10 protein-coding genes and 1 tRNA gene are annotated in these 12740 nt (G+C 65.3%); 5 read left to right on the top strand and 6 right to left on the bottom strand.

The annotated features are described in order from the left end of the window. Positions 1 to 22: 22 nt before the first annotated feature. Positions 23 to 117: transfer RNA gene (locus tag ACEN9K_RS11000), tRNA-Sec, on the bottom strand. 89 nt (positions 118 to 206) lie between these two features. Between ACEN9K_RS11000 and selD the strand changes: the two genes are divergently transcribed. Next, positions 207 to 1187, top strand: coding sequence for a selenide, water dikinase SelD (selD, locus tag ACEN9K_RS10995; RefSeq protein WP_144600025.1), 981 nt, complete (start codon positions 207 to 209; stop codon positions 1185 to 1187). 15 nt (positions 1188 to 1202) lie between these two features. On the opposite strand, the gene nrfD is transcribed toward selD, so the two are convergent. Genes nrfD through fdh form a run of 3 tightly spaced genes read right to left on the bottom strand, consistent with a single transcriptional unit; the run spans position 1203 to position 6628 of the window. After that, positions 1203 to 2294 (bottom strand): NrfD/PsrC family molybdoenzyme membrane anchor subunit, encoded by a 1092-nt coding sequence (gene nrfD, locus ACEN9K_RS10990; protein WP_056390125.1) that lies wholly within the window; start codon positions 2292 to 2294, stop codon positions 1203 to 1205. Continuing rightward, positions 2291 to 3301, bottom strand: coding sequence for a 4Fe-4S dicluster domain-containing protein (locus ACEN9K_RS10985; protein ID WP_018771024.1), 1011 nt, complete (start codon positions 3299 to 3301; stop codon positions 2291 to 2293). Before ACEN9K_RS10985 ends, nrfD begins: the two co-directional genes overlap by 4 nt. Next, positions 3302 to 6628 (bottom strand): formate dehydrogenase, encoded by a 3327-nt coding sequence (gene fdh / locus ACEN9K_RS10980; RefSeq protein ID WP_134165406.1) that lies wholly within the window; start codon positions 6626 to 6628, stop codon positions 3302 to 3304. A gap of 258 nt (positions 6629 to 6886) precedes the next feature. Between fdh and ACEN9K_RS10975 the strand changes: the two genes are divergently transcribed. The 4 genes from ACEN9K_RS10975 (at position 6887) to fdhA (ending at position 11719) form a co-directional block, all read left to right on the top strand. Beyond that, positions 6887 to 7339: a rhodanese-like domain-containing protein gene (locus ACEN9K_RS10975; RefSeq protein ID WP_488314656.1), complete on the top strand. Its 453-nt coding sequence runs from the start codon at positions 6887 to 6889 to the stop codon at positions 7337 to 7339. A gap of 318 nt (positions 7340 to 7657) precedes the next feature. Next, a complete protein-coding gene (locus ACEN9K_RS10970; protein ID WP_018771028.1) occupies positions 7658 to 8959 on the top strand; it encodes an aromatic ring-hydroxylating oxygenase subunit alpha in 1302 nt (433 codons plus the stop codon). Beyond that, positions 8956 to 10362: a ferredoxin reductase gene (locus tag ACEN9K_RS10965; RefSeq protein ID WP_018771029.1), complete on the top strand. Its 1407-nt coding sequence runs from the start codon at positions 8956 to 8958 to the stop codon at positions 10360 to 10362. The genes ACEN9K_RS10970 and ACEN9K_RS10965 overlap by 4 nt, the downstream gene beginning before the upstream one ends. Positions 10363 to 10504: 142 nt before the next feature. Then, positions 10505 to 11719 carry a formaldehyde dehydrogenase, glutathione-independent gene (gene fdhA, locus ACEN9K_RS10960; protein WP_018771030.1) on the top strand — a complete coding sequence of 405 codons (1215 nt, stop codon included), beginning with the start codon at positions 10505 to 10507 and terminating at the stop codon, positions 11717 to 11719. A gap of 123 nt (positions 11720 to 11842) precedes the next feature. Here fdhA and ACEN9K_RS10955 read toward each other — a convergent pair whose 3' ends face one another. Together ACEN9K_RS10955 and ACEN9K_RS10950 are read right to left on the bottom strand one after the other, a co-directional pair. After that, on the bottom strand, positions 11843 to 12412 hold the full coding sequence (locus ACEN9K_RS10955; protein ID WP_488314657.1) for a sulfocyanin-like copper-binding protein: 570 nt from the start codon (positions 12410 to 12412) through the stop codon (positions 11843 to 11845). Further along, entirely contained in the window at positions 12409 to 12660 is a 252-nt protein-coding gene (locus tag ACEN9K_RS10950) for an SHOCT domain-containing protein (protein WP_018771032.1), read from the bottom strand. The genes ACEN9K_RS10955 and ACEN9K_RS10950 overlap by 4 nt, the downstream gene beginning before the upstream one ends. Between the last annotated feature and the right edge of the window lie 80 nt (positions 12661 to 12740).

Genomic DNA, 12740 nt, shown 5'->3' with positions numbered 1-12740 from the left:
CGCGGCATTCACTGCCGAAAGTTGGCGGTGGCGGACGGGAATCGAACCCGCCAGGCCGAGATGCTCAGCCGCACCGGTTTTGAAGACCGGGGGGCCCACCAGGACCCGGACGCCACCGCGCCTCAATATAGCAGGTCGATTCACGGGGGTACGCTAGGCGGGTGAATGAGGCCCAGACGTCAGTCCAGCAACTTGATGAGGGCGCCGTGGGCGCCCTTCGGCTCACCGACTACGCCCACGGAGGAGGCTGTGCCTGCAAGATCCCGCCGGGTGAGCTCGAAGATGCCGTCCGTGGCCTCATCGGCCAGCCGGGCGCAGAGGTGCTGGTTGGCCTGGACAGTGGCGACGACGCGGCGGCCGTCCTGGTGCGGGACGACCTCGCGGTTCTTACCACGGCGGATTTCTTCACTCCCGTTGTCAACGATGCCTTTGACTGGGGCCGGATCGCCGCCGCCAATGCGCTCTCGGATATCTATGCAATGGGCGGCCGGCCGGTCACGGCCATCAACCTGGTGGGCTGGCCCCGCGGCGTCCTGCCAATGGAGCTGATGACGGAGGTCCTCCGCGGCGGGCTTAGTGTGGCGTCGGAGGCCGGTTGCCCGGTGCTTGGCGGACACTCCATCGACGATCCGGAACCCAAGTACGGCATGGCCGTCACCGGCGTCGCGCACCCGGACCGGCTGCTGCGCAACGACGCCGCCCGGCCGGGCCTGCCCATCACGCTGACAAAGCCGATCGGCGTCGGGCTTCTCAACAACCGGCACAAAGCGACCGGTGAAGTGTTTGCCGAGGCGATAGCGACCATGGTGGGTCTCAATCGCGACGCGTCCGAGGCAGCGGTGGCCGCCGGCGTCCGGGCAGCAACGGACGTCACGGGTTTTGGCCTGCTTGGCCATCTTCACAAGATGGTCCGGGCATCGGAAGTGGGCGCAGTGATCGACCTGAAGGCGGTACCGCTGATTGATGGAGCCCGCGAGGCACTGCGCGACGGCTTTGTCTCCGGCGGGACCCGGCGCAACCTCGACTGGGTGCGGCCGCACCTGCAGACCGCACCGGGCATCACCGAAGACGACCTGCTGCTGCTTGCCGATGCCCAGACTTCCGGCGGGCTGCTGGTGGTCGGCGAGCTGCCAGGGCACCCCGTCATCGGCCACACCACTGCCGGCCGGGGCATCAGGATCCGCTGATGCCTGGCGGCCAGGTCAGCTGGCGGTCGTGATCGCGTCGCCGGTTACGCCGGCTGCGCGGCGGGCTGCGAGCCGGGCCTTCTGCGGTTCGATGGTGTACCGCGGGTCCTTGGCAGAGGCCAGCCCCGCTTCGAAGATGCCAAACCGGGTCAGTGCAGAAGCGGCCAGCAACGCCACCCCCGAAGCGGCAGCTGCGACGCGGTTGCGGCCACCCAGCACGGTTCCCAGGCCGCCGGCGACTGCCAACCGCTCGCTCCACTTCAGCATGGTGCCTGCCTTGCCCTGATGAAGGGGCTCGGCTGCCACCGGATCCATCCGGCGCTCCATGATCTTCATGGCAAGCACGTCGCCCACGACGCCAAGCACCGCGAGTTTGCGGGCGGGACCGGTCTCGCGGGCCGGCGTGGTGACCATGGCGAGCCCGGCAGAAGCGAGGCACGCCGAACTGACGAAGACGAACGGCAGTTCCTCGTGCGCAGCGTTCCAGGTGGGGGTGGCGGTGTCGCCAAGCAGGACAGCTGTGTATGCCGCCAATGGTCCGGCGAACACCGCAGCCTCGACGCCCGCCGGTCCTTCCACGGCCTGCAGCACCCTGCGCAAGGGTCCCAGCGGCAGCCGGTTTCCGCTCATCCGGTCGATTTCGGCCACTGCGGCAACACCCGCACCTGCGCTGAAGGCGCTGAGGATCCAGGAGCCCACGCTCATCGGCGAGGTCACTTTGAAGGTCCGCAGCATATGCAGGAAACGCTCCGGCCTGCCCAGGTCCTTCACCAACGCGACGGCGCCGGCACTCACGGCGGCCAAGGCACCCAGCCGGGCATTCCGGCGAAGTATCGGCCGTCCGGTCAACTGGCCGCCGAGGCCAAGCAGCGCCGAGCCTGCTGCCACGCCGCCCAGGAACAGGTAGATGGCAACGTCATCGCCCCACGGCGCGGGCTTTACGACGGGGCGGCCGTAGTAAGAGGTGAATTCAGGCTCCGGGACCATGGGCACTTCGCGGGAACCGTCCCCGTTGTCCCTGCGGCGGCGCAGGCCGGGTTTGCCGTCCTGCCGGCGGCGCCGGGCACGCTCCGCCGGCCGGAAGCTGTCGAATTCCGAAAGGGTCACGCCCGTCCTCCCAGGAAAGCCAATGCTGCAGCCGCGGCCATGCCCGCTACAGCCATGCCTGCCCGCCGGTACATCTGCGGCAGGTCGGCTGTGGGGACGCGCGGGTCCGGCGGGAGCCCGTACACCTCGGGCTCATCCAGCAGCAGGAAGACCGATCCCGTTCCACCGACGCCGTCGTTCTCGTTCGCACCGTAGAGCCGCGCTTCGGTGAGGCCTTGCGCGTGCAGGTGGGCCACCCGCTCCCGGGCTGTTTCCACCATGTCGTCGTGGTCGCCGAACTTGATGGACGTCGTCGGGCATGCCTTGGCGCACGCGGGCGTCTCATCGGCCACCAGCCTGTCGTAGCACAACGTGCACTTCTGGGCCACGCCCACGTTGGGGTCGGCGGGATGCTTTTCGTGCTGCTCGTCCCGCTGGCCGGCCACCTTCACCGTGCCATTGCTGCGGCGTTCGATCACGCCGAAGGGGCACCCGGCCACGCAGGTTCCGCAGCCGTTGCAGACGTCGTCCTGGACCACCACGGTGCCGAATTCGGTACGGAAAAGGGCCCCCGTGGGACAGACGTCAAGGCATCCGGCGTGGGTGCAGTGCTTGCAGACGTCGGAGGACATCAGCCATCGGAAGTCTGCCGTGTCCGGGGGCGTCGTGTCGGCCTCTGCCAGATCGGTCGCTGCGGACCCTGCCGTGGCGGGAGGACCAATGCGGGGCATGCCCAAATTGACCAGGGCCCGCCCGGATTCCCGGGCCTCGGTAATGCGTTCCTGGCCTTGCTCAATGAACGCCACATGCCGCCAGGTGCTGGCGCCCAGGGATCCGGTGTTGTCGTAGGAAGACCCCAGCAACTCGAGGTTTCCGTCCTGCGGGTTGTGGTTCCATTCCTTGCAGGCAACTTCGCAGGCCTTGCAGCCGATGCAGATCGAGGTGTCGGTGAAGAATCCCTTGCGCGGATGGTTGTGTTCCCAGTGGGCATCGGCGGTGGGGTCGGTCGGTCCGGACAGCTGGCCCATCTAGTCCTCCGTTGTGGGATCGGTATGCGGGGCGGGTTTGTTGCCTTCCGCCGTCGGATTGGTGACGGCGCTGTTCCCCGTCTCGATGGTCACTCCTGCCCGGGCCTGGTACTCCGCAACCAGGGCAAGCAGTTCCTTCCCCCGCGGACGGCGGCCCGGACGGATATCGCACGAAGCCACCTTGGACTCCTGGATCTGGACGTTGGGGTCCAGGGTCACACCCAGCAGGTCGTTGGCCGCGTCACCACTGACCACGGCATTGCTGCCGACGCCCCAGTGGTAGGGCAGCCCAATTTGATGCACGGTGTGGCCGCCAACAGCCAGGGGCCTCATCCGGTCCGTGACAAGAACCTTCGCCTCGATGGCGGAGCGCGGCGAAATGATCGTGGCCCACCCGTACGGCTCAAGTCCGCGCTCGGCGGCCAGTTCAGGCGAGACCTCGCAGAACATCTCCGGCTGGAGCTCCGACAGGTATGGGAGCCAGCGGCTCATCCCACCCGCCGTATGGTGCTCCGTGAGCCGATATGTGGTGAAGACGAACGGGTAGACGTCTGCCCCGCTGGTGCCGGCGCTCGGTGCGCTGAGGTTGTCCGCGCGGGGGAACACCAGCCGCGCAGGACTTTGCTGCTGCGGATAAAGCGCGTTCGCCACCGGTGATTCCTGCGCCTCGTAATGGGTGGGAAGGGGTCCATCCATGAGGCCCTTCGGCGCGAACAACCAGCCTTTGCCGTCTGCCTGCATGATAAAGGGATCATCACCGCTGAGTGCGGCTGGACCACCGACAGAGGGATCGGGTTTGCTGCCAGGTGCCCGGTCAACCGGGAAGTCCGGCACGTCGTCTCCGACCCACTTACCCTGTTCCTGGTCCCACCAGATGTATTTCTTCCGCTCGCTCCACGGGTTGCCGGCCGGATCAGCCGACGCGCGGTTGTAGAGGATCCGGCGGTTGGCCGGCCATGCCCAGCCCCATTCCGGGGCCGCAGGCCCCTGTTCCTTGCCCGGCTTCCGGTTGGCGGCGTGGTTGACACCGTCAGCGTACACGCCGGTGTAGATCCAGCAGCCGGCCGCCGTGGATCCGTCGGCGCGCAGTTCGGTGTATGCCGAGAGCGGCTTGCCCGCATCCGGGCCGTCCAGGTGGCGGCCGTTGATTTCCGCCAGCACGGCTTCACCATCAGGTTCGCCATGCCCGTCCGTGGGGTAGTCCCAAGTGAGGTCCAGCAGCGGACGGTCCCGTTCGTCCTGCGACCCGGCCAGTTTCTCCCGGATCCGCTGGCCCAGTTCGAAGAAGAACTGCAGCTCGCTCTGGCACTCCCCCGGCGGCGACACCGCCTGGTGCCGCCACTGCAGCAGGCGCTGGGTCTGGGTGAAAGAGCCGGCTTTCTCAACGTGGGTTGCGGCAGGCAGGAAGAACACTTCGGTCTCGATGTCCTCGGTGCGCAGCTCCCCGGATTCAATTTCCGGACCGTCTTTCCACCACGTGGCCGACTCGATGAGGTTCAAGTCACGCACCACCAGCCACTTCAGGTGCGACATGGCCAGGCGTTGCATCCGGCCGTGGGCCGAACCCACTGCAGGATTCTGGCCGAGAAGGAAGTAGCCCTCAACTTCGTCCTCGAGCATGCCCATTACTGTCTCGTACGTTCCGTGGGCCCCCGTCAGTCTCGGGAGATAGTCGTAAGCCCAGTCGTTGTCCGCGTTGGCAGCCTCACCCCACCAGGCCTTTAGGAGGCTGATGGTGTAGGCGTCGGCATCAGCCCAAAAACCCTTCTGTTGCTTCGAGCCAATGACTGACAGGTACTCCTCAAGGCTGTCATGGCGTCCGGCGCTGGGCATGGGCAGGTACCCGGGCAGAAGGTTGAAAAGGGTGGGGATGTCCGTTGAGCCCTGGATGCTGGCATGGCCACGCAGGGCCATGATCCCGCCACCGGGGCGTCCGACGTTCCCGAGCAGAAGCTGCAGGATGGCGGCGGCCCGGATGAACTGAGCCCCAAGGGAGTGCTGGGTCCAGCCGACGGCGTAGGCGAAACACGTCGTGCGGTCGCGCCCGGAGTTTTCCGTGATGGAGCGCGCCAGGTACTCGAAGTCCGCGGCGTCGATCCCGCACATGTCCTGGACCATCTCCGGGGTGTAGCGGGCGTAGTGCCGCTTGACGATCTGGAAAACAGTCCGCGGGTCCTGGAGGGTGTCGTCGCGCTGCACTTCGGCGTGCTCCAAAGGTGGTCCGCCGCTGCCAAAGGCGTGGCCGGCGGCGCGGGCCGTGGCATCGGCTCCGTGTTCCGAACCTGGCCCGGGCTCATCGATGGCACCGTCCCCTTTTTCCGCATAGGCCCACGATGACGTGTCGTAGGCGCGCTTCTCCGGATCAAAGCCGGAGAACAGCCCACCCAGGTCCTCGGCGTCGCGGTAATCCTCATGGACCAGCGTGGCGGCGTTGGTGTACGCGCTGACGTACTCCTTGAACCACAGGTCATTGGTGAGGACATAGTTGATGAGCGCACCAAGGAGAACCACGTCGGAGCCTGCACGAATGGGAATGTGCTTATCCGACACTGCCGACGTCCGCGTGAACCTGGGGTCAACGTGGATGACCTTGGCTCCGCGGGCTTTAGCCTCCGCTACCCACTGGTATCCCACGGGATGGCACTCGGCCATGTTGGAACCCTGGATAACGATGCAATCGGCGTTGGCCATGTCCTGCAGTGACTGCGTTGCACCACCGCGTCCAAACGAGGCTCCCAAACTGGGAACCGTGGCGGAGTGTCATATGCGGGCCTGGTTCTCGGTCTGCACCGCCCCTGCAGCCGTGAAGAGCTTCTTGATCAGGTAGTTTTCTTCGTTGTCCAGGGTTGCGCCGCCCAGCGAAGCAATGCCCATGGTGCGGCGAAGCAGCCGGCCCTGGTCGTCCTCCTGCTGCCACGTCCTGCGGCGCGTTTCGATGAACCGGTCCGCCACCATCTCGACGGCCGTGGCCAAATCCAGGTGTTCCCACTCCCTGGAGCGCGGCGCACGGTAAAGCACCTTGGTCTGCCGGCCTGGTGAATTGACCAGTTGCTCGCTGGCAGAACCCTTGGGGCACAGGCGGCCGCGCGAGATGGGTGAGTCCGGATCGCCTTCGATCTGGATGACCTTTTCGTCCTTGACGTAGACACGCTGTCCGCAACCCACGGCGCAGTAGGGGCAGACGCTCTGGACAACGCGGTCAGCAGTAGCTGTGCGGGGGGCAATGGCCTGGGTCTTGGCCGAGGTGACAGCGGGCCCACGGCCCAGCAGATCCCCCGTCGACAATTGACGGATGACCGGCCATTGAAGGAAACTTCGCGGTGCCATTTGTGGAGCATATCCCGAAGCGCCGCGAAAGCAACAGGACAGCGTTCGCGTGTCTTCCGCAGAAACTACGGCGCCGAAATTCAAGTAGTCCCCACAAAAGTCAAGGAGCACGACGACGGGACGCACCGCCGTCGTGCACCTTCCGCCGGTGCCCCCTCCCCCAGGCGGACGCAAAAAGACATTCGCCCCGGTCCGACCGCCCCGCGTTCAGCTTCATGGTGGAACGATGGACGCATCAGAAGGTAAAGGGAGAGAATTTTGAACCAGTTTGATAACTCCGACGACGGTGTTGAAGGCGGCGAACGCGGTTCGCATGCGGGCGGCACCCCCGCGGCCTTTACGGTCGACCAGTTACTGGAAGAGAGCCGCAGCGGGCTCGTGCGTGTCCACCCTTCGGATCTTGAGCGGGAAATGGCAGCGGGCGCCCTTGTTGTTGACATTCGGCCCGTGGATCAGCGGGACCGGGACGGCGAACTTCCGGGAGCCGTCGTGATCGACCGCAACGTTCTTGAGTGGCGGCTCGATCCTTCCAGCGCCCACCGGCTCCCGATCGCTGACGACCCCGCCCGCCGCATCGTGGTTGTGTGCAACGAGGGCTACAGTTCCAGCCTCGCTGCGCACACCCTGCAGAGGCTGGGGCTGATCCGTGCCACCGACCTGATCGGCGGTTTCCAGGCGTGGGCGGCGTTGCGCAACCAAAGCAGTGAGTAACCGGCCCCGGGCCAGCGTCCAACCGGATTTCACACGCCTTAGCTGATGCGCGCCCGGGTCCAGTCAGCACGTTTTTTCGTAGTTTTTGGCGGTGTCAATTAATAGATTGACACCCTGCGTGGCACGAGTCACACTGTTGCATATGGTGATCGATGTTGCGTACAGCGCGAACAGGGACGTCCCCGACGGACGCATTGGTGCAGGTCGATCCTCCCCAACCTTTATGACTGCAAAGTTGCGGCAACGCCGGTTGCCGCCTCCAACTCTGTGGTCGCCACGAATCGCACACCAGCCAGCCCTCCCGGGAGGAAACCCAACATGACTGCTTCAGTGAACGTCCCCCTCAAGCGTGGAAAACTCGCTGCATCCCTGCCTGCCGAGCAACTGGCGGAAATCACCGAACTGTTCGAGTTCCGGCGCACGGGATATTCCCTCGATGCCCCCTTCTACACGGACCCGACGATCTTCAACATCGACATGGAGGCCATTTTCGGGCAGCACTGGATCTTTGCCGCCAGCACTGCCGAACTGCCGGAACCGGGCGACTACGTCACTGTCGACTACGGGCCCTATTCCCTGATCGTGCTGCGCAACGACGACGGCGGCGTGAACGTACTGCACAACGTGTGCCGGCACCGCGGCGCCCGCGTCCTGACGGAATCCACGGGATCAACGGGAAACCTGGTCTGCGGCTACCACTCCTGGACCTACTCGCCCAGCGGCGACCTGATCCACGCCTCGGCCCCGGGGGAAACGAAGTTCGACAAGAGCTGCTTCGGCCTCAAGCGCGCCCACGGCCGGGAGGTGGCAGGACTGATCTTCGTCTGCATCGCGGACGTGCCGCCGACGGACTTCGATGAAACCGCAAAGATCTTTGAGCCCTACCTCGCGCCCCACGATCTGTCGAAGACGAAGATTGCCTACCAGCAGAACATCATCGAAGAGGGCAACTGGAAGCTGGTCATGGAGAACAACCGGGAGTGCTACCACTGTGACGGCCACCCCGAACTCGCTTGCTCCCTCTTTCCCACCTGGGGCCTCACGGAGGGGCTGATCCCGACGCACCTTGAGGAAGTGTGGGACCGCAACAAGAACGCACAGTCATCGCTCGAGGAGCGCTGCCGCCGCTACGGCCTTCCATACGAGGTGGTCGAGGAGCTCGACACGCGCATCGCGGGAATCCGCATCTCACGGGAATCGCTCGACGGCGAGGGCGAATCGTTCTCGCCCGACGGACGCAGGCTTTCGAAGAAACTGCTTGGCGACCTTCCGGACTTCCGCCTTGGCCGCTGCTCGATGCACCTGCAGCCCAACAGCTGGTTCCATTTCCTTGGGGACCACGTCATCACCTTCGGTGTCTTCCCCATCAACGAACACCAGTCGCTGGTGCGAACCACCTGGCTCGTGGCGGACGACGCGGAAGAAGGCGTCGACTACGACCTGGACAAGCTCACCTACACCTGGAAGCAGACAAACCTGCAGGACAAGGCGTTCGTGGAGCTGTGCCAGAAGGGTGCCGGCAGCCCTGCCTACCAGCCCGGCCCCTACATGAAGAGCGAATACCAGGTGGAGGCCTTCATCAACTGGTACGTTCAGCGCGTTCAGGAGCACTTGGCATGACGGAACTCCTTACTGAAACGGTAGTCCAGGAACCCCAACGCATCCGTGGCCTTGAGATGCCGTGGAACAGGGTAATGGGCAGCGCCGAGGCACCCGCCCGCGCTGCACGTGCTTTGGGTCCCTGGCATCCGCAGGAGTTCATGGCGGAATGTGTGGAGACCGTACCCGAGGCCGGGGGCATGATGACCTTCGTGTTCCGCCGCTGCGACGGCGCACCCCTGGCATTCAGGGCCGGCCAGTACGTGAATATCGCCTTTCCCGTGAACGGCGAGGACCAGGAACCCGTGGACCGCAGCTACTCAATCTCCAGCTCACCCACGGAACCCTGGACCTTCAGCGTCACCGTTAAGCGCGATCCCGGCGGACTGGTTTCACCGTGGGTGCATGACAACGTCAAACCCGGCACCGTCCTGGACATGCTGGGACCCGTGGGGGCATTCCACCTGCCCGATGCCGACCGGCGCGCACGGTACCTCTTCCTGGCTGCCGGCGCGGGCATCACTCCGATCATGTCGATGCTGCGGACCATCCACTCGCTGCCCGGTACGGCCAATGTGGTAGTGCTCTACCACGGAGCGGAAGCCGGCGGCTTTGCCTTCCACCGTGAACTGGCCTACATTGCGTCGGTGGACTCGCGCGTCAAGGTCTTCTACGCCCTTGGCGACCGCGGCCGGCCCGAGGAGTGGGATGGCTTCAGCGGAAGGCTGTCCTCGGCCATGATCGACGAGGTCGCTCCTGATGCCAACGGCCGCCAGGTGTACGCCTGCGGCCCGGAAGGTTACCTGAACACCGCCACCGAGCTGCTTAAGAAGGTCGGCGTCGACGACACCTCCATTTACATGGAGTTCTTCTCGGGGGATCGCCAGACACTCCTTGAATACCAGGCAGAAATCGCGCTCGCTTCGGACATCGCGGAGGAGATCGCCGAGGAAATCGCCGATTCCGCCGAGGACTACTTCGAAAGCCAGCCCAGCGCGTTCGGGCTCTACGAGCCCGGCTACGACGACGAGGGAACCTTGAAGGCCACGGGGCTGCCGCTGGAAACGGTCGACCCGGGCCCGGCGGCCGCCGAAGGCGGATCAGATGCGGAACCGGAGGCCGCGTCCCCCGACGCCTCCAGCTTTGACACTGTGGGAACGGGCAGCCTCACGTTGTCCTTCATGCGGACGGGCATCAATGTGCGGATCGGCCCGGACGAACACATCCTCGGAGTGGCCCAGCGTGCAGGCGTCCGGATCGGCGCGAACTGCAAGGAGGGTATGTGCGGCTCCTGCAAAGTCGTCAAGCTTTCCGGCGAGGTGGAGATGAACCACCAGGGCGGGATCCGGGCACGTGAGATCACTGCAGGCAAGTTCCTACCCTGCTGTTCAACCGCGCTGACCGACATGGTTATCGACGCCTAGCCGCTCGGTCCGGCCCGCCCGGCACCTCAATCCACCCCCCTTGCTTCACGAAAACTGACAACTCTTGCCCCACGGAAGGTCTGATGCAGCCGGCGTCAGGCCTTCCGCGCCAATTCGAACACCAACCATAGGAGCCATGCCCATGTCAGCCAACAAAGCCGTTGCGTACAAGGCACCCGGGATTGTCGAAATCATCGATACCCCCTACCCCACCTTTGAACTGAAGGCCGGCCCCGGAGTCAATCCCGTCAACGTCGGCCGGAAGGTCCCGCACGGCGTCATCCTGCGCACCGTGAGCACCAACATCTGCGGGTCGGACCAGCACATGGTTCGCGGCCGCACGACCGCCCCCGCCGGCCTGGTCCTGGGTCACGAGATCACCGGGGAAGTCATCGAGACCGGGCCCGACGTCGAGTTCATCAAGGTCGGGGACATCGTCTCGGTCCCGTTCAACATCTCCTGCGGGCGCTGCCGGAACTGTAAGGAGCGCAAGACCGGGATCTGCCTGAACGTGAACCCGGACCGCCCAGGATCCGCTTACGGCTACGTCGACATGGGCGGCTGGGTCGGAGGGCAGGCGGAGTACGTCCTGGTCCCTTATGCCGACTGGAATCTGTTGCGGTTCCCCGACCGCGACCAGGCCCTGGAGAAGATCCTGGACCTGACCATGCTCTCCGACATCCTCCCCACCGGATTTCACGGCGCCGTCACGGCAGGTGTCGGCGTCGGGTCAACCGTCTATGTTGCCGGGGCCGGACCCGTAGGACTTGCCGCGGCCGCAAGCGCCCAGCTGCTGGGGGCCGCCGTGGTCATCGTAGGGGACCTCAATGAGGATCGTCTCGCCCAGGCCCGGTCCTTTGGCTGCGAAACGGTCAACGTGGCCAACGGCGACCCGGCCGACCAGGTCGAGCAGATCCTCGGCGTTCGGGAGGTCGATGCCGGTATTGACGCAGTCGGTTTCGAGGCCCGCGGGCACGGGCATGGCGCCAAGGAAGCGCCGGCCACCGTGCTCAATTCGTTGATGGACCTCACCGCCGCCGGCGGGTCCGTGGGCATTCCCGGCCTTTACGTCACCGGAGACCCGGGCGCCGCGGACGAGGCGGCCCAGAAGGGTTCACTGTCCCTGTCCCTGGGCACTGGCTGGGCAAAGTCCCTCTCCTTCGCGACCGGCCAGTGCCCGGTGATGAAGTACAACCGGCAACTGATGATGGCGATTCTGCATGACAAGATCCAGATCGCCAAGGCGGTCAACGCCACAGCCATAGCGCTGGATGATGCACCGCGGGGGTACGCGGAATTCGATGCCGGAGCGGCCACAAAGTACGTCCTGGACCCGAACGGCTACCTCAGCAACTAGATCCGGGCAGGAAGCGGGCTGCCTGGGCAGGCTACCTCGTGTGAGGTCCGCCGGTTCGTCACCGGCGGACCCGCTCCCCCTGTCCGGTATCGCTCCCCCGCCGCCTGCGGTTCTCCGGCCGGTTCAAGTGACGGTGAGCTCCGTGTACATCCCTGCCCAGTAGTGGCCCGGGAGATTACAGAACAGTTCATACCGCCCGGGCGGCAGGTCAAGCGTGACCCAGCCGCTCGTGGACGGCAGGATCCCCTCTCCTTCACCTTCGGCGCAGGCAGCGGAGGCCTCGCCCAGGCTGCCGGCCTCGTCGGCTCTTCCGTCCCGGCCCACGGGGCGCGTTCCTGCGCTCTGGGTGCCCGCCACGGGGACGACCAGCATTTCATGGGGAATGGTGCCGGCGTTGACGACCAGGAAGGACACTTTGCCGTGGACCACGGTGGCCCGGTCCGCGGTCAGGCGCATGCTGCCGCGCATCATCCTGGGACCGGCCATCATGGGCCCGCCCCTATCGATGGTAGTGACGTTCACGACGGTGCCCGCGAAACTCGGCGCCGCACAGCGGGTGGTGCCGGGATTCCCTGCTCCGCCCGGATTCGGGCCACCGCCCAGCAGCGCGATCCCCGTCATGGACAACGCGGTCAGCATTACTGTCGCGATAGCCCCGATCAGGATCTGCGTGCTGCGGGAGAGTGTCTTCACGGCCTGCGTCGGAGAGCAGCCCGGCGTTCATTCAGCTCGGTAGCGTCGATTTCCCCCCGCGCGAAACGTTCATTCAGGATCCGCTCAGCCTCATCATGAGCAGACCCATAGTATCCCCCGTGCCCCTGGCGTCCGCCGCGGACCAGAAGAATCACGACCGTCACCACACCACCCCAGAACAGCAGCATCATCAGGGCCATGACAATCCAACCGCCCACACCCCAGTCGCCATACCATCCGTACATCATCCCCGGACCCGCCCCTTCAATCCCTGCCGTTCATTCCAGCTTTGCGCGGTCACCGCCGGGCGAACAGAGCCATTAGTCAC

This window comes from Pseudarthrobacter sp. Pseusp20 (genome assembly GCF_059492155.1).
This window is presented reverse-complemented; position numbering and strand designations above follow the sequence as displayed.